This window comes from Gallibacterium genomosp. 1 (assembly GCF_001678575.1).
In the GTDB taxonomy this organism is placed as follows: Bacteria; Pseudomonadota; Gammaproteobacteria; order Enterobacterales; family Pasteurellaceae; genus Gallibacterium.
On record NZ_JTJP01000018.1, the window covers coordinates 1 to 21,396 of the forward strand.

24 protein-coding genes are annotated in these 21,396 nt (G+C 39.4%); 7 read left to right on the forward strand and 17 right to left on the reverse strand.

The window, feature by feature from the left end; all coding sequences use genetic code 11:
• Positions 1 to 201: 201 nt before the first annotated feature.
• From glpK to QV04_RS04585, 11 genes are all read right to left on the reverse strand, one after another.
• A complete protein-coding gene (gene glpK, locus QV04_RS04535) occupies positions 202 to 1,716 on the reverse strand; it encodes a glycerol kinase GlpK (protein WP_018346816.1) in 1,515 nt (504 codons plus the stop codon).
• A 23-nt stretch (positions 1,717 to 1,739) separates the two neighbouring features.
• Positions 1,740 to 2,546 (reverse strand): MIP/aquaporin family protein, encoded by an 807-nt coding sequence (locus tag QV04_RS04540; RefSeq protein ID WP_039134634.1) that lies wholly within the window; start codon positions 2,544 to 2,546, stop codon positions 1,740 to 1,742.
• Between the two features lie 301 nt (positions 2,547 to 2,847).
• Positions 2,848 to 3,168 (reverse strand): stress response translation initiation inhibitor YciH, encoded by a 321-nt coding sequence (gene yciH, locus QV04_RS04545; RefSeq protein WP_065230819.1) that lies wholly within the window; start codon positions 3,166 to 3,168, stop codon positions 2,848 to 2,850.
• Between the two features lie 3 nt (positions 3,169 to 3,171).
• Positions 3,172 to 3,867 (reverse strand): orotidine-5'-phosphate decarboxylase, encoded by a 696-nt coding sequence (pyrF, locus tag QV04_RS04550; RefSeq protein WP_039150388.1) that lies wholly within the window; start codon positions 3,865 to 3,867, stop codon positions 3,172 to 3,174.
• A 23-nt stretch (positions 3,868 to 3,890) separates the two neighbouring features.
• A complete protein-coding gene (lapB, locus tag QV04_RS04555; RefSeq protein ID WP_065230818.1) occupies positions 3,891 to 5,063 on the reverse strand; it encodes a lipopolysaccharide assembly protein LapB in 1,173 nt (390 codons plus the stop codon).
• Positions 5,063 to 5,359: a LapA family protein gene (locus QV04_RS04560; RefSeq protein ID WP_065230817.1), complete on the reverse strand. Its 297-nt coding sequence runs from the start codon at positions 5,357 to 5,359 to the stop codon at positions 5,063 to 5,065. The genes lapB and QV04_RS04560 overlap by 1 nt, the downstream gene beginning before the upstream one ends.
• 109 nt (positions 5,360 to 5,468) lie before the next feature.
• Positions 5,469 to 6,116 carry a YczE/YyaS/YitT family protein gene (locus tag QV04_RS04565; RefSeq protein ID WP_065233242.1) on the reverse strand — a complete coding sequence of 216 codons (648 nt, stop codon included), beginning with the start codon at positions 6,114 to 6,116 and terminating at the stop codon, positions 5,469 to 5,471.
• A gap of 84 nt (positions 6,117 to 6,200) precedes the next feature.
• Positions 6,201 to 6,512 (reverse strand): integration host factor subunit beta, encoded by a 312-nt coding sequence (locus QV04_RS04570; protein WP_158305803.1) that lies wholly within the window; start codon positions 6,510 to 6,512, stop codon positions 6,201 to 6,203.
• A gap of 55 nt (positions 6,513 to 6,567) precedes the next feature.
• Positions 6,568 to 8,217, reverse strand: coding sequence for a 30S ribosomal protein S1 (rpsA, locus tag QV04_RS04575; RefSeq protein ID WP_065230816.1), 1,650 nt, complete (start codon positions 8,215 to 8,217; stop codon positions 6,568 to 6,570).
• 101 nt (positions 8,218 to 8,318) lie between these two features.
• A complete protein-coding gene (gene cmk / locus QV04_RS04580) occupies positions 8,319 to 8,999 on the reverse strand; it encodes a (d)CMP kinase (protein WP_065233243.1) in 681 nt (226 codons plus the stop codon).
• A gap of 98 nt (positions 9,000 to 9,097) precedes the next feature.
• Complete coding sequence (locus tag QV04_RS04585; protein ID WP_039171767.1) at positions 9,098 to 10,426, reverse strand: cation:proton antiporter; 1,329 nt, start codon at positions 10,424 to 10,426, stop codon at positions 9,098 to 9,100.
• 105 nt (positions 10,427 to 10,531) lie between these two features.
• Here QV04_RS04585 and QV04_RS04590 point away from each other — a divergent pair, with 105 nt between their 5' ends.
• The gene (locus QV04_RS04590; protein WP_065233244.1) at positions 10,532 to 11,407 is read left to right on the forward strand and encodes an endonuclease/exonuclease/phosphatase family protein; all 876 of its coding nucleotides are present in this window, start codon (positions 10,532 to 10,534) and stop codon (positions 11,405 to 11,407) included.
• Here QV04_RS04590 and QV04_RS04595 read toward each other — a convergent pair.
• Genes QV04_RS04595 through QV04_RS04605 form a run of 3 tightly spaced genes read right to left on the reverse strand, consistent with a single transcriptional unit; the run spans position 11,404 to position 13,574 of the window.
• Positions 11,404 to 12,087 carry a M15 family metallopeptidase gene (locus tag QV04_RS04595; RefSeq protein WP_065233245.1) on the reverse strand — a complete coding sequence of 228 codons (684 nt, stop codon included), beginning with the start codon at positions 12,085 to 12,087 and terminating at the stop codon, positions 11,404 to 11,406. The genes QV04_RS04590 and QV04_RS04595 overlap by 4 nt on opposite strands.
• Before the next feature lie 3 nt (positions 12,088 to 12,090).
• A complete protein-coding gene (gene dapE, locus QV04_RS04600) occupies positions 12,091 to 13,224 on the reverse strand; it encodes a succinyl-diaminopimelate desuccinylase (protein WP_065233246.1) in 1,134 nt (377 codons plus the stop codon).
• On the reverse strand, positions 13,221 to 13,574 hold the full coding sequence (locus QV04_RS04605) for an ArsC family reductase (RefSeq protein WP_039134606.1): 354 nt from the start codon (positions 13,572 to 13,574) through the stop codon (positions 13,221 to 13,223). Before QV04_RS04605 ends, dapE begins: the two co-directional genes overlap by 4 nt.
• A 106-nt stretch (positions 13,575 to 13,680) precedes the next feature.
• Here QV04_RS04605 and QV04_RS04610 point away from each other — a divergent pair, with 106 nt between their 5' ends.
• A complete protein-coding gene (locus QV04_RS04610; RefSeq protein WP_065233247.1) occupies positions 13,681 to 14,079 on the forward strand; it encodes an NUDIX hydrolase in 399 nt (132 codons plus the stop codon).
• A gap of 83 nt (positions 14,080 to 14,162) precedes the next feature.
• Here QV04_RS04610 and ribA read toward each other — a convergent pair whose 3' ends face one another.
• Positions 14,163 to 14,786, reverse strand: a complete 624-nt coding sequence (gene ribA / locus QV04_RS04615; RefSeq protein WP_065233248.1) for a GTP cyclohydrolase II — start codon at positions 14,784 to 14,786, stop codon at positions 14,163 to 14,165.
• Positions 14,787 to 14,995: 209 nt separating this feature from the next.
• Between ribA and nagK the strand changes: the two genes are divergently transcribed.
• Genes nagK through yfaE form a run of 5 tightly spaced genes read left to right on the forward strand, consistent with a single transcriptional unit; the run spans position 14,996 to position 19,008 of the window.
• The gene (gene nagK, locus QV04_RS04620) at positions 14,996 to 15,907 is read left to right on the forward strand and encodes an N-acetylglucosamine kinase (RefSeq protein ID WP_065233249.1); all 912 of its coding nucleotides are present in this window, start codon (positions 14,996 to 14,998) and stop codon (positions 15,905 to 15,907) included.
• 30 nt (positions 15,908 to 15,937) lie between these two features.
• On the forward strand, positions 15,938 to 16,582 hold the full coding sequence (locus QV04_RS04625) for a hypothetical protein (protein ID WP_065233250.1): 645 nt from the start codon (positions 15,938 to 15,940) through the stop codon (positions 16,580 to 16,582).
• Between the two features lie 13 nt (positions 16,583 to 16,595).
• Positions 16,596 to 18,008 carry a nicotinate phosphoribosyltransferase gene (locus QV04_RS04630; protein ID WP_039134594.1) on the forward strand — a complete coding sequence of 471 codons (1,413 nt, stop codon included), beginning with the start codon at positions 16,596 to 16,598 and terminating at the stop codon, positions 18,006 to 18,008.
• A gap of 14 nt (positions 18,009 to 18,022) precedes the next feature.
• Positions 18,023 to 18,754 (forward strand): kinase, encoded by a 732-nt coding sequence (locus tag QV04_RS04635; RefSeq protein ID WP_065233251.1) that lies wholly within the window; start codon positions 18,023 to 18,025, stop codon positions 18,752 to 18,754.
• A complete protein-coding gene (gene yfaE / locus QV04_RS04640; RefSeq protein ID WP_065233252.1) occupies positions 18,751 to 19,008 on the forward strand; it encodes a class I ribonucleotide reductase maintenance protein YfaE in 258 nt (85 codons plus the stop codon). Before QV04_RS04635 ends, yfaE begins: the two co-directional genes overlap by 4 nt.
• 126 nt (positions 19,009 to 19,134) lie before the next feature.
• Here the strand turns inward: yfaE and QV04_RS04645 are convergent, their stop codons facing one another.
• Together QV04_RS04645 and QV04_RS04650 are read right to left on the reverse strand one after the other, a co-directional pair.
• Positions 19,135 to 20,898, reverse strand: a complete 1,764-nt coding sequence (locus QV04_RS04645; RefSeq protein WP_065233253.1) for a YadA family autotransporter adhesin — start codon at positions 20,896 to 20,898, stop codon at positions 19,135 to 19,137.
• A 161-nt stretch (positions 20,899 to 21,059) separates the two neighbouring features.
• Entirely contained in the window at positions 21,060 to 21,392 is a 333-nt protein-coding gene (locus tag QV04_RS04650) for a hypothetical protein (protein ID WP_065233254.1), read from the reverse strand.
• Positions 21,393 to 21,396 lie beyond the last annotated feature (4 nt).

The window sequence follows — 21,396 nt, forward strand, 5'->3', positions numbered from 1 at the left end:
ACCGCCATTTATTTTCTTAAAAAATTTTCTTATATAACCTTTTTTTCTCTTATTCCCATTAAGTTTTTATTAAACATTCTGGAACCTTCGGAATAGTTGAAACGCTACTGTATTGAAAAATCTTTTTTGCAAGAAAAAAGAAAACCTGCAATTTAAAGCTATTGCAGGTTTTGATTACAATTAAGAAACGGTTAATTTAAGCTATTCTTCATCGTCCTCTTTTGCCCATTCTAAGGCACGTTTAACGGCTTTTTTCCAACCTTTATAACGGCGTTGCTGTTTAGCTTCGTTTTGATCCGGCAAGAATGTTCTTTCGATAGAAGCTTTGTCACGCAACTCTTCGAGATCTTTCCAGAATCCGGTCGCCAAGCCGGCAAGATAAGCGGCACCGAGTGCGGTGACTTCTTTGACAGTCGGGCGTTCCACTTGCGTGTTAAGAATATCAGCTTGGAACTGCATTAAGAAATTATTCGCGGTGGCACCTCCATCAACACGCAATGATTGCAATTTTTCACCTGAGTCGGACAACATCGCTTCCAAAACGTCCTTAGTTTGGTATGCGATAGATTCAAGCGTTGCTCTGACAATATGATTGCGGTTAGCCCCACGAGAAAGACCAACAATAGCACCACGTGCATATGGATCCCAATAAGGTGCACCTAAACCGGTAAATGCCGGAACAACATAGACGCCGTTACAATCCGGCACTTTTTGAGCGAAATATTCGGTATCGGCACTGTCGTGTACAATTTTTAATTCATCGCGCAACCATTGGATTGACGCACCGGCAATAAAGACAGAACCCTCTAAAGCGTAAGCAGGTTCACCTTTGGCGTTACAACAGATAGTGGTTAATAGCCCATTTTGTGAGGTAATAGCTTTATCACCGGTGTTCATTAACATAAAGCAACCTGTGCCGTAAGTGTTTTTTGCCTGACCGGCGTTAACGCAAAGATGCCCGTAAAGCGCAGCTTGTTGGTCACCGGCAATACCGGCGATTGGAATACGCACGCCACCTTTACCACCGATATTGGTTTGACCATAAATTTCGGAAGAATTTTTCACTTCCGGCAACATACTACGAGGAATATCCAAAATTTCTAACATCTTGTCATCCCACTGTTTGCTATGAATATTAAACATCATTGTACGAGAGGCATTAGTGTAATCGGTAACGTGCACACGACCTTGAGTAAGTTTCCAAATCAACCAAGTATCGACCGTACCGAATAACAATTCACCTTTTTCCGCCTGTTCTCTCGCACCTTCAACGTTATCTAAAATCCATTTCACTTTTGTTCCGGAGAAATAGGGGTCGACCACCAAACCGGTAGTATTACGAATATAATCGGTATAACCTTTCGCTTTTAATTGATCGCAAAATTCGGCGGTACGGCGGCATTGCCACACAATCGCATTGTAAACCGGTTTGCCGGTATTTTTATTCCAAACGATCGTTGTTTCACGCTGATTGGTAATTCCGATTGCAGCGATCTGATCGGAAGTAATACCGGTTTTCGCCACCACTTCATTTAAGGTCGAACTTTGTGTTGCCCAGATTTCCATAGGATCGTGTTCAACCCAACCAGTTTTTGGATAAATTTGTGTGAATTCGCGTTGTGCAATGCCGACAATATTGGCATCGTGGTCAAGCAAAACTGCACGAGAGCTGGTTGTACCTTGGTCTAAAGCAATAATATATTTTTTATCTGTCATAATAAGTTACCTTTTCAAGAAATTTAGTTGTCAATTTTACAGCTATTGCACGGAAGATTTCTGCCAATAAAGCGACGATAACCCCACGCACCGAATAATCCGCCAAGAATCGGCGCAATGATTGGCACTAATGCATATGGAATAACGTGTCCGCCGGTCATTGCGATTTCTCCCCAGCCGGAAAGTGCAGCGAATAATTTAGGGCCGAAGTCACGTGCAGGATTCATTGCAAAGCCGGTTAACGGCCCCATTGCACCACCCAATACCGCAATTAGAATACCGATAAGTAAAGGAGCTAAAGCACCACGCGGTACGCCGTTACCATCATCAGTCAAAGCTAAAATAACACCGACTAAAGTGGCAGTAAGAATAAATTCAACTGTTCCAGCAGTGAGTAAATCAATATGAGGGTTTGCATAGGTAGAGAAAATACCAGCAGTAAATAGGCTTTCGGCAGAACCTCTTACAATATGTTGAGTTGTTTCGTAATCAATGATGACTCCTCGATATAGCAGGTAAACAACTGCGGCTCCGAAAAAACCTCCTAACATTTGAGCGATAATGAAAGGTACTACTTTTTTGCCATCGAAGCAGGCGAATTTCCAAAGAGCGATAGTGACAGCAGGATTAAGATGAGCTCCGGAAACACCGGCGGTAAGATAAACTGCTAATGCAACCCCCATTCCCCAAACGATACTGATTTCCCATAAACCGAATGAAGCACCTGCAACACGGGCTGCAGCTACACAACCGCAACCAAAAAAGATCAATAATGCCGTTCCGAGAAATTCGGCAATACACTGTCCTTTTAATGAATGATCGAGTGCCATAAAGACTCCTTATTTGTAAGACTAAAGTAGAAAAGAAAATATAAATAATGTTCTTAATCGAACTTATGTTTTGTATTTAAAAGAAAAAATGAGCGTTTATAAAGTGTAAATTTTCCAAAATGAGAAGTGTGTCAAAATTTTTATTGCAGATTTATTTAAAAATGAGTGATATGTCGCAAAATGAAATCTTAATGATGCAATTAATGCTAGAAATTTTTCTAAAAAGAGAATATTTGGCGTGAAAGAAAAACTCTCGTATGTGAATTGTTGAATACGAGAGTTTTTAACGAATGTTCAATGCTTAACCACCTGACAGCTTAACTTTAAAGCCTTTTTCTTCCAGCAACTGTTTTAATAGATCACGATTTTCCCCTTGAATTTCAATGGTACCGTTTTTAACTGAGCCACCACAGCCACAACGCTTTTTCAGTAATGAAGCAAGATCAGAGAGAGCTTTGTCGTCTAAAGGCAAACCGCTGATAACACAAACACCTTTTCCTTTACGTCCTGATGTTTGGCGTTGAATACGAACAATACCATCACCTTGTGGACGTTGCTGTACTTGCTTTTGAGGTTTGATACGTCCGTTTTCAGTTGAGTAAACAAGTTGACTGTCAGACATTGATTATCCTTGAATTGATGCATTGATCTGTTTTAATACAGCAACAGGATCTGCGGCTTGTGTAATTGGACGACCGATAACTAGATAGTCTGAGCCGGCATTAATCGCCTCTCTTGGTGTCATTACGCGACGTTGATCACCTAGTTGAGTACCTTCAGGACGAATTCCAGGGGTGATTAATTTAAATTCGCTTCCACAGCGCTGACGTAAGATTTCCACTTCTTGTGGTGAACAGACTACGCCATCCAATCCGGCACGTTGGCTTAGACGCGCTAAACGAATAACGTGTTCTTCTGGAGAAGTATTAACGCCGATTTGCAATAAATCTGCTTCTTCCATACTGGTTAGAACAGTGATAGCAATTAAAATCGGCGCATCTTTGCCATAAGGTTCCAGAATTTTTTTCGCTGCTTCCATCATTCTTAAACCACCACTGGCGTGCATATCGACCATCCAAACACCTAAATCGGCGGCGGAACGTACCGCACGGGCAACAGTATTCGGAATATCGTGGAATTTTAGATCTAAGAACACATCAAAATTACGTCTTTGCAATTCTTTGACAAATTCTGTACCTAGTGTAGTAAACATCTCTTTACCCACTTTAAGGCGACATAAACTGGGATCAAGCTGATCAACCAGTTGCATTGCTTCTTTTTTCGTTTCATAGTCTAAGGCGACAATAACTTTATTTTCCATGATGTTCCCTCTTTGTTTGCAAATTAATTTTCTATTGGTGTAACCGTTTCCCATCGCCGACAGGATGGACATTGCCAAATCAGTTTATGGCTCTGAAAACCGCAATGATTACAGCGATATTCAAAGCTTTTTTTCAAACGTTCGTCAACGATATTATAGAGTAGTTTTAGACTCTCTTTGCCGTTTCCTTCATCAAGCTCATTAATTTGATATTGAATGAATCGATGAAATATTCGCATTGTCGGACGTTTCTCAAGCTGACGATAGAGATGATTTTTTGCAACTTCAGCACCTGATTTCCGTTCAATATAATCTGTTAAGGCAATAACTACGGAGCTATTAGCTTTATGCTGTTGTAATTTGATAAGAAACAGTTCCAAATCGTGGCTATTCGGCAAATGTTGATAATATTCGATAAGTGGTGGTAAGGCTTCACTGATATAGGCAAGATTTTGCTCGGTAATTTGTTGTAATGTCTTGATGGCTTTGGGGTAATTGCCTTGTTTTGCATATTGTTCGGAAAGAATAAGCGTTGCTCTAACGCAAGTTGGTGAAACGATTAAAGCTTTTGTAAGAGCATCTATAATCTGTTGTTGCTGATTGGATTCTAAGGCAAATTCGCAATAGTAATGTGCCAATGCGATATTTTCACTGTGCTGCGTCAATTTACGATAACGCTCTCCCACCTCGATAGCTTTATCCCACTCTTTAGTACGTTGATAAATATTTGCCAGTTCGTGTAAGGCATTTTCTGCGTAGTCTGGCTCTTCACTTAATTTCTGGTAGAGTTTTTCGGCTCTATCCAAGAACCCTACAAACATAAAATCTTTGGCTAATTGCTGGCGAGTGAGCAATTTTTGTTCATAACTGTAATTAGGATTGTTATCGATATTTTGGTGGATACGTAATGCACGATCCACCTCTCCTCGAGAACGAAACAAATTACCTAAAGTCAATTCCGCTTCAAATTGGGAGTCGTTGTCAATAGCGTTTTCCGACTCCTGCTTTTCTAGCATTTTTAAGAAAAGATCAACCGCTTTTTCTTGTTGGTTAGATAAAAGAAAATTTACCCCGGTCATATAATCACGGGATAATTTATTGCTGATCTCCTCCTGATCTTTTTTAGCGCTACGATGTCCCATATACCAGCCATAGGCAGCGGCGATAGGTAACAGCAAAAAAAGCAGTTCCAGCATTATGCGTTTTTATCTCTTGCGGTCATTAATTCATTGATTTGTTGTAGCTGCTTTTTAGTTTGGCGTGTTAATGCCATATTTTTTACTTTAAGCTTGATGTAAAAAATCCCGGTTACTAACCAACCGAGTAAGAAGCCGAAGCCGAATAAAAGTGCAACTAAGCTAGAGAGTTGAATATTGCTTTTTGCGATAATATAGTTTACCGAAATCACTTGATCGTTATTGGCTCCGACAGTAATGCCAACAATGATTAATGCAATAACAATAACTAAAGTTAGAATGTATTTTAATTTCACATTGCCCCCTAGTAGAAAATGAAATGATGCCCATTATGCCAAAAATAGAGCAACTATAATAGCAAAATTCCGAATCGAAAAGGAAAAATGGCGGAGACTTAGCTGTTATTTATTGGGTATTAAATTTTTTGATAATCAATCCGAGCGTAGTTTGTAATACCCAACCGATCGATAACGCAAAAACCAATGTTCCAAGACCGACAACGCCACCTAATAACCAGCCGACAAAACAGACACTGCCTTCGATTAAGGTTCGGATAGTGCCGATTTTGAGACCTGTAGTTTGATAAAGCCCGACCATTAAGCCGTCACGAGGGCCGGCACCCATATGGCAGGTGAGGTAGAATGCAGAGGTGATGCCGCCGATAATAACGCCGATGAGCATAAATAGAAATTGTCCGATAAAGGTTTGAGGTGCAGGAATAAAAGTAACGGTTAGGCCAAGAGAAAGTGCGATTAAAGTGATATTAAGCAATGTACCTAAACCGGGCTTTTGCCGGAAAGGTATCCAAGTCAACATTACAATGATGCTGATGATAAAACTAATAATGCCTATATTGTTCCCTGTTTTAATAGAAAGACCTTGTGCTAATACAGTCCAAGGTGTAGAACCGAGTTGAGATAAAACTAAAAAACCATCTCCAATACCAAAAGTTAGTAGTGAAATAACTAATACAGCGAGGGCAGAAGGAGTTGGTTTCCAAAACGAAAGTGATGACCAAGGTGGTCTAGGCAAACTATGTTTAGGGCAGCTCATAAAATGATAATAGGAGAAAAGTAACGTTGCTAATAAAACGAGAATAGATCAGCAACGTTAAATTGGTATGATCATATTAGTTAATTAAATGTTATCAACACGTTCACGCAATTCTTTCCCTGCTTTGAAATGCGGAACTGATTTTGCTTCAAGACTGACTTGTGTACCGGTTTTTGGGTTTCGACCAGTACGAGGTTGACGATAGCGTAATGCAAAACTACCGAAACGGCGGATTTCAATACGATCACCCTTTTCTAAGGTAAGAGAGAGATGTTCAATAATTTCTTTAACAGAAAATTCAATATGTTTAATCGACATAGTAGGATGGCGATTTATCAACTTTTCAATCAATTCTGATTTTGTCATATGAGTATCCTTCTGTTTTAGGTAGAAAATCCGATATGCCGAAACATATCGGATTTATTGCAATTAAGCAAAACGATAAGGAAGATTATTCACCTTTTGCTGCTTTGAATGCTTCAGCCATTGCGTTAGGAATAACAACTTCTTCTTGTTTGTTATTTACGCTTGCTAATGCTGCAGCTTCTTCAGCTTCATCTTTTGCACGGATTGATAAGTGAACAATACGAGCTTTACGATCTACACCGGTGTATTTTGCTTCAATAACATCGCCAACATTTACTTCACCGTTAAGATCAGCGGTACGGATGTAGCCTTCAACACCATTATCCAGCTCAACTTTAGCACCTTTAGCATCAACATCAACAACTTTAGCACTTACTACACTGCCTTTTTTATTGATAGAAACGAAGTTATTGAATGGATCTTCTTCAAGTTGTTTGATACCTAAAGAGATACGCTCTTTAGCTGCATCAACTTGTAATACGATAGCTTCAACTTCATCTCCTTTCTTGTAGTTACGAACAGCTTCTTCTCCAGGAACATTCCAAGAAATATCTGATAAGTGAACTAAACCGTCAATACCGCCTTCTAAACCAATGAAGATACCGAAGTCAGTGATTGATTTGATTTTACCTGATACTTTGTCACCTTTGTTGTGAGTATCAGCGAATTGTTGCCATGGATTTGGTTTGCATTGTTTTAAACCTAAAGAAATACGACGACGTTCTTCATCGATTTCTAATACCATAACTTCAACTTCATCACCTACGCTAACTACTTTAGATGGATGGATATTTTTATTGGTCCAATCCATTTCTGAAACGTGAACAAGACCTTCGATACCGTCTAAAATTTCAACGAAGCAACCATAGTCGGTTAAGTTGGTTACTTTACCTGTTAATTTGCTGTTTACTGGATAATTTTCAGCGATAGCAGCCCAAGGATCTTGACCTAATTGCTTTAAGCCTAGTGAAACACGAGTGCGATCACGGTCAAATTTCAATACTTTAACAGTAACTTCATCACCGACATTTACGATTTCACCTGGATGTTTAACACGTTTCCAAGCCATATCAGTAATGTGTAATAAACCATCAACACCACCTAAATCAACGAATGCACCGTAGTCAGTTAAATTCTTAACGATACCTTTAACTTCGGCACCTTCTTGTAAGGCTTCAAGTAATTGATCACGTTCTTGGCTGTTTTCAGATTCGATAACTGCACGACGAGAAACAACAACATTGTTACGTTTTTGGTCTAGTTTGATAACTTTAAATTCTAATTCTTTACCTTCTAAGTGAAGAGTATCGCGTACAGGGCGAGTATCCACTAATGAACCAGGTAAGAATGCACGAACACCATTCAACTCAACAGTGAAACCACCTTTCACTTTACCGTTAATTAAACCAACAACAGTTTCTTGATCTTCGTATGCTTTTTCTAAGGAAATCCAAGATTCGTGACGAACTGCTTTTTCACGAGAAAGTTTGGTTTCGCCGAAACCATCTTCAACAGCGTCTAACGCAACTTGAACTTGATCACCAACTTGAACAGTGATTTCACCTTGTGCATTTTGGAATTCTTCAGCAGGGATTGCAGCTTCAGATTTCAAACCTGCATCAACGAAAACGAAACCTTTGTTGATAGCAACAACAGTACCAGTAACGATTGAACCTTGACGAGTTTCAAGTTCTTTTAGTGATTCTTCAAATAGTTGAGCAAAAGATTCTGACATATAAATTAATCTTCAATAAGTTAATAACGACCGCTTAAATTCCTTATTAAACGGGGCTGATAATAAACGTCTATTCTTCCTTGAATAAACACAATATGGTTCTATCCCAAATAAGGGCAACGCTGATGAATATGTTGCAATGCCAACGTGAAAACGTCATTAATAGAAAGGGAAGATGAATCTAACAGAATTGCATCATCGGCGGGTTTTAATGGAGCAACCGCACGATTTCTATCTCGGTAATCGCGTTCCTGAATTTCGGATAAAATCTGGGCAAAATTACCATTAATTCCCTTTTCCTGCAACTGTTTTAAACGTCTTTTTGCACGTTCTTCCGCTGAAGCATCCAAAAAAAACTTAATTTGAGCTTCTGGGAAAACAACTGTACCCATATCGCGACCATCTGCCACTAATCCGGGGGCTTGAGCAAAATCTCGCTGTTTTTGCAATAAAGCAGCACGTACTTGAGGGTATATTGCTATTCTGGAGGCATAATCTGCAACCTGTTGTGTACGAATAATATCGCTTACGTCTTCTTGATTTAGAAAAGTTTTTACGCCATTTTTGTCGCTTGAGAAGGAGATGTTGATCGTTTTGGCAAAAGCGCTTAAAGCCTTTTCATCAGAAAAATCAATATTATGTTTTGCTGCAGCTAAACCGAAAACACGATAAATAGCACCGGAGTCCAATAAATGAAAACCGAAATGTTGAGTCAATGCTTGACATAAAGTACCTTTGCCAACGCCGCTCGTGCCGTCAACAGTAATAATTGTAGTTGTCATAATTGTCTTCTGTTTCTTGATAAAAATATGCCGCACATAACGTGCGGCGAAATTGTGGTTAATTATACTCGTAATTCTTACTACAGCAAAGTTGAAACTTACTCTTGTGCGGAAGAGTGGTGTTCAAAATGTGAACTTGGAGTGAGATATTCCTCACGGTTCGGATCAACCAATTTTGATTTTTTAATCATTTTTTCAATGGTTACGCCTTGCACCAAAATTGAGAATACAACAATGGCATAAGTCATAATCAAGATAATATCTTTTACATCTGTGCCATTAACAAATACCGCTTTTGCCGGAATGGAAAGTGCCATAGCCAATGCCAAACCGCCACGTAGTCCACCCCACGTCATAATTTTTAAAGTGTAAGGGTTATAGGTGCGGAAAAAACGCAATATTGAGTATGGTATCCATAAGCTGATATAGCGTGCTGCTAAACAGACTGGAATTGCTAACAACATCATCAGAAAGCCTTGGAAGGTAAAATCAATCAGCAGTAGTGCAAAACCGATTAGAAAGAATAGTAGAGAGTTCAGGAAGTGGTCGATCATTTCCCAAAAATGATCAAGATAGCGTTGGCTTTGCTCAGAGAAACCGCGATGACGAGTCCAATTTCCTACCATAATACCAGAAACCACCATCGCTAATGCACCGGAAACTTCTAATAGATTTGCCAACATAAAACCAGCAGTTGGAATAGTTAAAGTTAATAAGATTTCTAAGCTACCATCATCAGTGGCTGAAATTAAGAGGTGAGCGACCAAGCCAAGCACAAAGCCAAAGATAATTCCACCGATTGCCTCGTGTAGGAACAGATGTAAAATTTCACTGGCAGACATCTGTTCACCGCTGAAGGCAACGGTAAAAATAGTAACAAAAATTACCAAGCCGACACCGTCATTAAATAGAGATTCTCCTTCAACTTGCATTGATAAACGTTTCGGTGCACGTAAATTTTTAATGATTGCCAATACGGCGATAGGGTCAGTAGGTGAAATTAAAGCACCGAAAAGCAAACAATAAATAAAGCCAATTGGTAAGCTGATAAGATTAGCGACTAAATAAATTAGTGTGCCAATAATGAATGTGGAAGCTAGTGTTGAAAATAACGCAAAGATTGTGATTTCCCATTTTTGATCACGCAACACGGGAATTTTAATACCTAATGCGCCGGCAAACAGTAAGAAGCCTAAAATCCCATTAAGTAGAAAACTTTTAAAGTCGATTTCTTGCATTACTTCTGTTGCAATACTGTCAATTTGAAACCAACCAAGATAACCTAAAGTCAAAAGTAGCAATGAACCAATCATCGCAGCGGCGGTAATTGCGATAGTAGATTGAATTTTATCGCTGATTTTACTGGTGATAAAACCGAGTAAAATAGAAATTGCAGATAAAAAACAAATATATGTGTAAATGCCCATATAATAAGCCTTGTTGAAAAGTCATTAACGCGCGCTATTAAATCAATTAGTGAGTAATATGTAAAGTGTGCAATCGAGGTATATTGAAAAAAGCGAGCAATATTTATGAAAAAAATAATTAAATTAATCAGTGTTTTTTTGCTGATGTTGATATTAGCAGTTATCTTGTTTTTATATCAATCTCTAACCCTTTATCAGCCACCTTTGACCCAGTTTATTTCAATGAATGAAAAGCAAAGTTTTGAACCTTTTGTCGAAATAGACAGCAAATTAAGTTGTTATCGTCCAATGTTGGATGCTGAAACAATTTCAACTACGCAACCATTAAAATTATTGGTTTGGAATGTGCATAAAGGAGAAGATAAAGGATGGCAGTCGTTATTGCTAAATTATGAAGAAAAAACGGATTTTATGTTATTACAAGAAGCAACTTCTTTGCAGAAATTACCACAATTATTGCAACGTATGCCAAATCAATTGTTTGCCAGTGGCTTTTCTTATCGAGATATGCAATCTGGCGTAGCGACACTTTCGTTGTTTTCACCACAATATTATTGTAGTGCTGCAGTTGATGAACCTTGGTTAGGTATTCCTAAAACTAGCGTATCTTCAGTATATCCGTTGGATAACGGCAAATTTTTATTGATAATCAATGTGCATATGATCAATTTTGAGTGGACACCGACAGCGTATCGTCAGCAATTAGAGCAAATTATGCAACAGCTACAACAACGGGTTGATGCCGTGATTATAGCTGGCGACTTTAATGCTTGGAATCAGGAAAGGGTTGAGATATTACAACAGAAAATGGCACAATTTGGTCTGCACGAAATCTCATTTTTTCCAGATAATCGCTTACGTTTCAATGATTTTCCATTGGATCATATTTTTGTCAAAGGATTGAAGGCTATTTCTGCGACAACGAAAAAAACAAAAGCGTCCGATCACAATCCAATGTGGGTCGAACTAGCTTTTGATTAAAGAATAAATTGATCGAAAATTTCTTTAAGATGTTTAGTAAGGATCTTTTTACCGGCGATAGTTTCATTCTTCCACGCTTCTAACAAAACCTCGGGGGTAAGTAACGGCTGTAACTTTTCTGCGATTGGGCGATAGCTGATATGCCAAGGCTCAATGCCAATTTTTTTATCTTCCGGTAGTTCAAGAAAAGGAAGATAAAAATCGAAATCAGCTAGATGTTGTTGTAGAAATTCAACTAGCGGAGCAAAGTAACCATTCTGTTGATATTCTTGAGGTGTCAATTGTAGCGATTGTCCTTTAGGTAGTAGATCCGGATCAAAAACATCAATTTCCGTACCCCAGTGATGGCGACTGGCACCGGGTAATGCCGACCAGCGCAGAATAGCTAAACATTTTTGCCATTCACTAAGCAGAGAAAGATTAATGTTTTCTCCCTGATCATTGTGTACTTTCCTGATACCGTTGAATTTGTTGTCCCAAATCCATTTTTGGCGTGTGAAATCACGGAAAGTGCTTGCCGGCTGTAAATTAAAACCTGCTTTTTTCGCAGCCTGTTGCAAACTTTGGAAGGCTTTCACAGCCTGTGGTTGTAAGAAATGAGCAGTGGAATGGGGAAGCGGTAATAATGCCAAGTGTTGGCGAGATTTTCCTGTTAAGCAATCAAATACAAGCGGCAACATAATTTACTCTCCTAATAATGTATTTAATATTTCTAAATGAGTAACCGCCAATTTTGCTAAATCTTCACAGCTTACACATTCATCAATACGGTGTATGGTTTTATTTAAAGGTCCGAGTTCCACCACTTCCGCTCCCATTAAAGCGATAAATCGACCATCAGATGTACCGCCACTGGTTTCCAATGTTGGCGTAATTGCCGCTACTTTTTGTAATGCGCGTACAACCGCATCGACCAATTTGCCTTTAGCGGTTAAAAATGGTTGTCCTGATAGCCACCATTCAATCCGATAATTCAGTTGGTGGCGTGCCAGTAACTCTGTAACACGTTGTTTAATCTTTTCATCGCTGGTTTCGGTATTAAAACGCAAGTTAAATTGAATATAAAGTTCACCAGGAATAACATTATTTGAACCTGTGCCAGCTTGAATATTAGCAATTTGTAGGCTTGTTGGTGGAAAGAAGTCATTGCCGTTATCCCATTTGATATTCACCAGATCTTGAATAAATCCGGCAGCTTTATGAATCGGATTGTCAGCAAGATGAGGATAAGCAACGTGTCCTTGCACACCTTGAATATAAAGATTGCCGGTAATAGAGCCACGACGACCGTTTTTTACAATATCTCCCAGTTTTTCGGTACTAGAGGGTTCGCCGACTAAACAATAATCTACCTGTTCACCACGAGCCATTAATGCTTCCACTACCCTGACAGTGCCATCTTTAGCGGCTGCTTCTTCATCGGAGGTAATCAAGAACGCAATTCGTCCTTTATGCTGTGGATGTTGTGATACAAACTGTTCTGCTGCTACTACCATTGATGCCAACGAACCTTTCATATCTGCTGCACCACGACCATAAAGTAAATCACCGACAATTTCGGCTGAAAAGGGCGAATGTTGCCATTGTGTTTCATCGCCAGGCGGTACAACATCAGTATGTCCAGCGAAAACAATAGTTGGAGTAGAATTACCGTGGGTAGCCCATAAATTTAAAGTGTCACCGAACGGCATCCATTCAATGTTAAAACCTAATTTACTCAAACGATCAGCTATCACTTGTTGACAACCCTCATCTTTTGGACTGACAGAGGGGCGATGAATTAAATCTTGTGCGAGGGCAATGACTTCTTGTTTCATTCCGCTACTCCAAAAGCCTGCGCATATTGTTTAGCATTAAAGCCGATAAGCTGCACATTATCGCCTAATACGATTGGTCGTTTGATAAGCGTTGGCTGTTCAAGCAATAAAGAAAGTGCATTATCCTGATTAAGTTGATCTTTAACTGTCTGCTCCAAATTACGCCAAGTGGTGCTGCGTTTATTGATTAACGCTTCCCAACCGAACAATGCTTCAATCTGTTGTAAAAAGGCGGCATCAATGCCTTGCTGACGATAATCGTGCAATTTTGCTTCAAGTTGATGTTGTGCCAACCAGACAAGGGTTTTCTTGACGGTATCACAATTTTTTATTCCATAAACAGTCAACATAATTTTCCTATTAAATAAAAAGGTTACGATTTTTAGAAAACTCACTATACTAGCAAACGGTAGGGATGCAAGAAAAGACGCAAATAAAATTAGAGGAGTAGCAAATATGCAACATATCGATAAATTGGCGTGGATTTTAATTAAAGATCGTCAACTATTAATGACACGCTCATACGGAAAAGAGCAATATTATTTGCCTGGAGGTAAACGTGAAGTTGGAGAAAACGATCAGCAGGCATTAGTTCGTGAAATTAAGGAAGAGCTAAATGTTAATTTAATTCCAAACAGTTTACAGCCAGTGGAAACATTTCAAGCACAAGCACACGGTAAAGCTGAAGGGGTAATGGTGATTATGCGTTGTTATCAGGCGCAATATCAAGGTGAATTAATCGCAAGTGCAGAAATCGAAGAAATTCGCTGGATTACCAGTAAAGATCGCGCTATTTGCTCACAAGCCGGCTGTTTGGTGTTGGATTATTTATTGGAAAAAGGATTGATTGACTAAAAGAAAACGCTTTAAAGTGAGTTGAATCTTGAAGGAAAAGGTCGCACGATGGCGACCTTAATTATTTGAAAAATATGAAAAAATTAATGCTCTTTATCGCACTGACAGTCGTGGGAGTGCACAATCATATGTCCCATTTTCTGCTCTTTCACGGTTAAATAGTCTGTATTGTAACGATTTTCACCGACATTTAACGGCACACGTTCCACCACATTAATACCGGCACGTTTCATTGTTTCGATTTTTTGCGGATTATTGGTTAATAAGCGAATCTCTTTTACGCCCAATAATTCAAAAATTTCCGCGCAAACAGTGAAATCACGTTCATCTTCTTTAAATCCTAATGCAAGATTGGCTTCAATGGTATCCATTCCCTGATCTTGCAAAGCATAAGCTCGAATCTTGTTAATCAAACCGATACCACGTCCTTCAGCGCGGTGATAGATTAATATGCCTTTACCTTCTTCACTAATTTGTTTCAGCGCCGCTTGTAATTGAAAACCGCAATCACATTTCAAACTATGCAATGCATCGCCGGTTAGACATTCTGAATGAATTCTGGCAAGAGTAGGTTCTCCGTTGGCAATGTCGCCCATTACTAATGCGACATGTTCTTTGTGGGTTTGTGGATGCTCAAAACCAATAATCTGAAAAATCCCAAATTCAGTAGGTAGGTTTGCTTTTGCGACAAGCTCAATTTTTGCCATATGTTCCTCGCTATTCTAATGTTTTTTGCTTTCTTACATAGAGTATTTATTTGTATAACTCAAAAAATAAAAGGAAATCATTATATACATTATCAACCATTTTTGTTGCGGTTTTTAATTATTGTTGTAGTTGTTTTTATGAATGTAGCAGGTTTATTACAAAATAGGCTATAATTCCAGTAATTTTTTCAACTTACGTAGGTATAAATATGTTATATGGGATCGATATTGGTGGTACAAAAATAGAATTGGCAGCATTTAATCAACAGTTAGAGAGGTTGTATAGTGAGCGAATTGATACACCACAAACTAGCTATGAAGATTGGTTAAATTCGATTGTACGGTTAGTAGAAAAAGCCGATCAAAAATTTGGTAGTAAAGGTACTGTTGGTATAGGTGTGCCGGGCTTCGTTCGCCGTGATACCGGTATAGCCGAAATTACCAACATTCGCGTTGCGGATAATCAACCAATTGCACGTGATTTGGAACAATGTTTACAACGTGAAGTTCGTATTGAAAATGATGCAAATTGCTTTGCTCTTTCCGAGGCGTGGGATGAGGAGAGTAAACAGTATTCAACCGTATTAGGTTTGATCATCGGTACTGGCTTTGGTGGCGGTCTGGTTTTTAATGGCAAAGTGCATTCCGGTAAAGTGGGAATGGCAGGCGAAGTTGGTCATATCCAATTAAATTATCACGCTTTAAAACTGCTTGGTTGGGATAATGCCCCGATTTACCGTTGCGGTTGCGGTAATGTTGCTTGTTTGGATACCTATTTATCTGGGCGCGGATTTGAACTGTTATATAATGATTTATTACACGAAAAATTGTCAGCAAAAGAGATTATCCGGCGTTTTTATCAAAATGATGCAAAAACAGTAGAATTTGTTGAGAAATTCATTGAATTAATGGCGATCAGCATTGGTAATTTGATTACAGTGCTTGATCCGGATGCCATTTTCTTAGGTGGCGGCTTATCCAACTTTGATTATATCTATGAAGCTTTGCCAAAACGCCTGCCGGAACATTTAATGCGTAGTGCAGTTGTGCCAGCAATCCAAAAAGCAAAATACGGTGATTCCGGTGGTGTGCGTGGTGCAGCGGCATTATTTTTAAGTTGAGGTTAATTATTAAACTGTGGAGAAATCATAATGATGAAAGCAAAAAATATATCACTATTATTAAGCGTGGCATTTGCATTTGTATTGTCGGCGTGTAGTCAGTTGACTCCCGGCAAGGCGAAATCTGTTCCGGTAGTGGAAAAGGGGGTAGAAAATGCAGAATTAAAAGCAATCAGTGATAGTATAAAAACATTGCCAAGTTTTATTTATCAAACCGATAATCAAACTTATACAGCTTATTTTAGTGGTAAAAACATTGTTTATATTGATGTGAGCGGTAATAAGGCAGAGAAAATTTACTTGAAAAATGGTCAAGTTATTGCTGTTGCCAATAATACAAAATTGTATGATTTTAATGTTGCTAATGCAGATGTGGATGCATTACAAGTGAAAAGAGAAGCAGAATCTTGGGTGAAAAAATTGAGCTATAACTCAGCAGATAAAAATATTGGTGCAGTTCGCACCGGCGAAGAGGCAAAGCTTAATTATCTCTGTATTGCTAAAGTACAACAAGTTGCCGGCACTAAGCGTGTATTGCGTACTTCCGGTAACAGTGCTGGCAGCACCAGTCGTTTAACTGCGAAAATGCGCCTGAACGGCAATCAGTTCTATCAAATGGATTGTATTTTATCAGGAGATAGAGTGGCAAAATTAAGCTTGATCGCAAATAAATAGAGGCTGAATCGTAATGGATAAAAATATTATTTTGATGAGTGATTCATACAAATACTCTCATTCACGCCAATATCCACCACAAATGACTTATATGCATCACTACATTGAAAGTCGTGGCGGACGTTACGGTTATACTCAATTTTTTGGCTTACAGTATTATTTGAAAAAATATCTTTGCCAGCCGATTACACAAGCAATGATTGATGAAGCAGAACAAATTATGCGTTTGCACGGTTTGCCGTTTGATCGTGAAAATTGGCAATATATTTTGCAACAACATCAAGGTTATTTGCCATTAAAAATTAGAGCAGTACCGGAAGGTAGTTTGGTGAATAACCACAATGTTTTAGTGACGGTTGAAAATACTGATCCCTGTTGTGCTTGGTTAGTGAGTTTTTTTGAAACTTTGCTGTTAAAAATTTGGTATCCGTGTACGGTTGCTACTTTATCTAACTCTTATCACCGCATTTGTCGTAAATTCTTACAGGAAACTGCTGATAGCTTGGATGCATTGCCGTTTATGTTGCACGATTTTGGTTATCGTGGGGTATCGAGTGAAGAGAGTGCGCAGCTTGGTGGTGCAGCACACCTATTGAATTTTAAAGGTACGGATAATGTTGGAGCATTAATGATGTTGCGTCAGTATTATCATGCAGAAATGGCAGGATTCAGTGTACCAGCGGCGGAACACAGCACCATCACTTCGTGGTCAAAAGAACGAGAAGCGCAAGCATATGAACATTTATTGGATACTTATCAAAATTCTGTAATTTCTATTGTGGTTGACAGTTACGATTATTACAAAACGATTGAAGACGTTTTCTGTGGCAAATTAGCAGAAAAAGTGAAACAGCGTAAATTCCCGCTCGTGCTTAGACCTGACAGTGGTGATGCGATTAGTAATGTGCTTTTTGCTTGTGAACGTTTGGGAAATACTTTTGGCGTTACTGTTAATAGCAAAGGTTATAAGGTATTGAATAATGTCAAAGTTTTACAGGGTGACGGCATTAATGAAAATACTACGTGGGACTTGTTGAAAGCATTAAAAGATAACCAATATTCAGTAGAAAATGTGATTTTGGGTTGTGGCGGCTCTTTGTTGCAGGGTAATTTAACCACCAGTATCAATCGTGATACACACCGTTTTGCGATGAAGTGTAGTTGCGTAATTACCGAAGGTAAATTAGTGGATGTATATAAAGCACCGATAACTGATAAGGGCAAGGTAAGTAAAAAAGGTCGTTTAGATTTGATTTGGAATGGTGAAAAATATCAAACGATCAACATTGATCATCTACCGTTAAATCAATATGCTGAAAATTCAATGATGCAAACCGTTTTTGAAAACGGAAAATTATTAGTAGATTGGTGTTTGGACGATATTCAGTATAATGCACAGAAAAATCAACCTAAAATCGAACAATAGTAATTTGGTGGAGTATGCATTTTTCTGATTATGTGGAAAAGTTGGTAGCGGAAAACTCGGAAGAGCGGGTTTTCCCTTTTCAATTTGAGGGTAAAAAATATTGGGTAAAACAGGTGGAGCGCACTAGTGGCGCAATGCGATTGTTGAAGCCTAATCCACAAGCAGCGTTGCAACGAGAGATTAAAACATTACAGTATCTTAACCACAAACAGGCAGCAGTTGCCAAACTAGTGTTAGTCAGTGAGCGTTATTTTGTGATCGAAGATGTGGGGCAGTCAGTCAAACGTTATATATACGATCGAAATATCTCACCTGAATTTAAACAACGTTTATTGCACGATGCCGCGTTGGCGTTGGCAAATTTACATCAAAAAAAACTTTATCACGGCAGACCGGCGATTCGCGATATGGGTTGGTTGGAAGACGGTGTACGTTTTATTGATTTTGAATCAAAAGTGTTCAGCCATAATTTAAATAAACAACAGGCGCGTGATTTGCTGTTTTATATTCATAGTCTTTATGTCAGTGAAGAGATTTCCGATCAGGAAATTGAGCAAAGCATTGCGGTTTATCGCCAAAACGGCGGTGAGCAGCAGTGGCAATATACTTGTTGTTTGGTGCAGAAATACCGTTGGCTTTATTATCTGTTATTGCCGTTTACACCAATCGCAAGAACAGACTTAATCGCCTTAATGAAACTGTTTAAATTTTTCTTGTATTATCAAAAGGATAAAAATAGACAATGAAAGTTTATCAGGTGCATTTAAAACAAAGACAACAGACATTATTGCACGATAATCAAATCTCTTTATTGGAAAATCTGGAACAGAATCAGATTGCGCACGAATATCAATGCCGCTCTGGTTATTGCGGTGCTTGTCGGGCAAAGATATTGCAAGGTTCGGTGCGTTATCGACAATTGCCATTGGCTTTTTTGCAACCGGATGAAATTTTGCTCTGTTGTTGTCTGTTGGAACAGGATATTGTGCTGGATTTATAGCGGATTGTCGCTTTCAGCAAAAATTCCTCTTCATTTCGTGTAAAAATTTATCGCATAAAAAGTGCATAAAAATGGGGCGTTGTGATCTACACCCCATTGTTTTAAATTATTGCAATATCGGCTGAATTAGAATTCGTAACCCACACCGGCACCGACACCATATTTACCGTTGGAGTCACTGGTTCCGGAAAGTTTCAAAATCACGTTGCCTTTTTCGTTTGTATGAGATACCCCGATTGCCACCGCAGATTCACCGCCGTAGCTGCCGCCCGCAATCGCAATCATTGATTTACCGCTGTGCATTGCGTGCGGTAAATTACCGACTGCAATCGCTGCTGCTGTACCGGCATCGGAATGTTTTTCCATTTTTTTCTTCACACGGTTAAGTTGGCTAACATTAACCGCATCGTGAGGTTGTACGCCGTCTGCAACGTTGCTGATACGATTGCCGCCGTTATCCAAACCACGAGAAGTTAAAGAGACTGGAGCTTGGTTGTTGCTGTTTACAGTTACTCCACCGGCATTGACAGTGGTATGTTGGCTGCCGTTGTTGACGTTAACACTTTCAGCGCTGACTTTAGTAGATTGTTTGCCGTTGTTAATAGTCACACTTTCGGAGTCCATTTTGGTGGATTTGCCGTTCTTACCTTTGCTTAAAGTTACACTTTCGGTAGTAATATCTTTGGCTAATCTTAACTTCAAACCGTCCTTCTCTGTTTCCACACCGATATTGGCATTGTGAGATAAACCGGTTGCACCGCCATTAATGTTTAAAGTATCACCGCTTTTCACTTGAGCAGCTTCACCGATATCACCTTTCACTTTAAAATCAGTGCCGCCACCGCTATTGGTTGCAGAGATAACATAGGTGTTATCTGCTCCCTCTTTTTTCTTGATAGAAACATTATCACCGGCTTCATATTGAATGGTAGAGGTTCCATTACCTGTGTTCGTATTGGCAGCTGTCACGGTTATCGTACCATAGTCGGGTTTTGTCGGATCATCCTGTTTTGTGATCGTTACACCATCACCGGCCTTAATGCCATTAAAGAGTGCACCTCGCAACTGACGCAGATTCACCGCATCAGTATCATGCGTCCCATCGGCAAGATGTTTAATCTGACGAACGTAATTGCCTTCTTGTACCGTCAGCATGTTCCCATTTACATTTTTTTGTACATAACGAGGACCGCCGATAGAAATAGCACCGGTTAGATATTCTCCATTTGCGTTACCATCGCTACCTAAGTTACCGCTCTGTCTAAAGGTAATACCGGAGAACAGTGCTTTTGTACCATCTGCCACCATGTCCGCTTCGGTAGCTCTCGAAAAAGCACCTAGCCCCACACTGCCAGCAACCAACGCTTCTGAACCGTTGCCTAGAGACAAAGTGTTATCCGCCATAGCATGAGCATTCGTACCGATAGCAACAGGAGAATCAATATTATCTTTTGTAAGCAGATACTGGAAACCGAGAGTTTGAAGAATAGGGTCGACATCCGTTCCACGATCAAGGGCTTTCAGCTGTTCCAAAGAAGTAATACCAACGGATTTAAAGTAATCTTTGTAAATGTCAAAAATCTTAGTCCTAGCCTCTTCAAGGCGTGCTTCACTATACTTTGTTTCTTCCGTATAGGTTCCGAAAGTGTCCGGATCCCGCATCTGAAGTTCTGAATAATAGGGCTGGTTATTATACCAAAGCCACACGTTATTTAAATAATCCAGGATTTCCTTTTTCCCTGCAACCGCACCTGCACCAATAGCTGTCGCCGTATTTCCCAGAGCGGTAGAATGAAATCCCCAAGCATTACTATGCCTGTTAGCAAAAGCATAGAATCCAATTGCGACTCCACCCCCGCCACCGGCAACATTTTGACCGCCAATAGTCACGCTATGATTTCCAAAGGAATGATTCTGGTACCCAATGGCTATGGCATCATATCCCAAGGCTTGATTATCAAAGCCATGGATATTGGCCTGATTACTGTATGTATTCTTTGACCCAAAAACAGAAGCAGATGGTTTTGTTGTCGTCCCCACATTGTCAGCACCTAAGACAACACCGCCGTCGGAATAACTCTGCAAGCGAACGTATATGGCGCATTAAAGATATACCCGCCATTTTTCTCGGATGTAGGTCCCTGATATTCAAGGGCTTTCTCGTTTTTCTGTAATGTACGCCCTCCAAAGAAAGAAGTAAACCAATCCTTTTCGTCTTGTGACAGCTCTGTTCCCGTTGCGACTTTCTTGATGACTTCTGCTTGATCAACAGCCGCATTTACCGTTAACGGCAAAAGGCTAATACCCCCCCCCAAGAGAATTCCAGTTAAAACAATAAGTTGAGAATATTTGTGATAATGAGTGGTAACCTGATTTAATTTCATTTTA

Excerpts from the sequence above, each read along its gene's own strand:
- QV04_RS04565 (WP_065233242.1), bottom strand. The coding sequence starts at position 6,116 with ATGAGCTGCCCTAAACATAGTTTGCCTAGACCACCTTGGTCATCACTT.
- QV04_RS04610 (WP_065233247.1), top strand. The coding sequence starts at position 13,681 with ATGCAACATATCGATAAATTGGCGTGGATTTTAATTAAAGATCGTCAA.
- QV04_RS04605 (WP_039134606.1), bottom strand. The coding sequence starts at position 13,574 with ATGTTGACTGTTTATGGAATAAAAAATTGTGATACCGTCAAGAAAACC.
- dapE (WP_065233246.1), bottom strand. The coding sequence starts at position 13,224 with ATGAAACAAGAAGTCATTGCCCTCGCACAAGATTTAATTCATCGCCCC.
- cmk (WP_065233243.1), bottom strand. The coding sequence starts at position 8,999 with ATGACAACTACAATTATTACTGTTGACGGCACGAGCGGCGTTGGCAAA.
- QV04_RS04585 (WP_039171767.1), bottom strand. The coding sequence starts at position 10,426 with ATGGGCATTTACACATATATTTGTTTTTTATCTGCAATTTCTATTTTA.
- rpsA (WP_065230816.1), bottom strand. The coding sequence starts at position 8,217 with ATGTCAGAATCTTTTGCTCAACTATTTGAAGAATCACTAAAAGAACTT.
- QV04_RS04650 (WP_065233254.1), bottom strand. The coding sequence starts at position 21,392 with ATGAAATTAAATCAGGTTACCACTCATTATCACAAATATTCTCAACTT.
- pyrF (WP_039150388.1), bottom strand. The coding sequence starts at position 3,867 with ATGGAAAATAAAGTTATTGTCGCCTTAGACTATGAAACGAAAAAAGAA.
- QV04_RS04590 (WP_065233244.1), top strand. The coding sequence starts at position 10,532 with ATGAAAAAAATAATTAAATTAATCAGTGTTTTTTTGCTGATGTTGATA.
- yciH (WP_065230819.1), bottom strand. The coding sequence starts at position 3,168 with ATGTCTGACAGTCAACTTGTTTACTCAACTGAAAACGGACGTATCAAA.
- QV04_RS04630 (WP_039134594.1), top strand. The coding sequence starts at position 16,596 with ATGGATAAAAATATTATTTTGATGAGTGATTCATACAAATACTCTCAT.
- yfaE (WP_065233252.1), top strand. The coding sequence starts at position 18,751 with ATGAAAGTTTATCAGGTGCATTTAAAACAAAGACAACAGACATTATTG.
- QV04_RS04635 (WP_065233251.1), top strand. The coding sequence starts at position 18,023 with ATGCATTTTTCTGATTATGTGGAAAAGTTGGTAGCGGAAAACTCGGAA.
- nagK (WP_065233249.1), top strand. The coding sequence starts at position 14,996 with ATGTTATATGGGATCGATATTGGTGGTACAAAAATAGAATTGGCAGCA.
- QV04_RS04540 (WP_039134634.1), bottom strand. The coding sequence starts at position 2,546 with ATGGCACTCGATCATTCATTAAAAGGACAGTGTATTGCCGAATTTCTC.
- QV04_RS04625 (WP_065233250.1), top strand. The coding sequence starts at position 15,938 with ATGATGAAAGCAAAAAATATATCACTATTATTAAGCGTGGCATTTGCA.
- ribA (WP_065233248.1), bottom strand. The coding sequence starts at position 14,786 with ATGGCAAAAATTGAGCTTGTCGCAAAAGCAAACCTACCTACTGAATTT.
- glpK (WP_018346816.1), bottom strand. The coding sequence starts at position 1,716 with ATGACAGATAAAAAATATATTATTGCTTTAGACCAAGGTACAACCAGC.
- QV04_RS04595 (WP_065233245.1), bottom strand. The coding sequence starts at position 12,087 with ATGTTGCCGCTTGTATTTGATTGCTTAACAGGAAAATCTCGCCAACAC.
- lapB (WP_065230818.1), bottom strand. The coding sequence starts at position 5,063 with ATGCTGGAACTGCTTTTTTTGCTGTTACCTATCGCCGCTGCCTATGGC.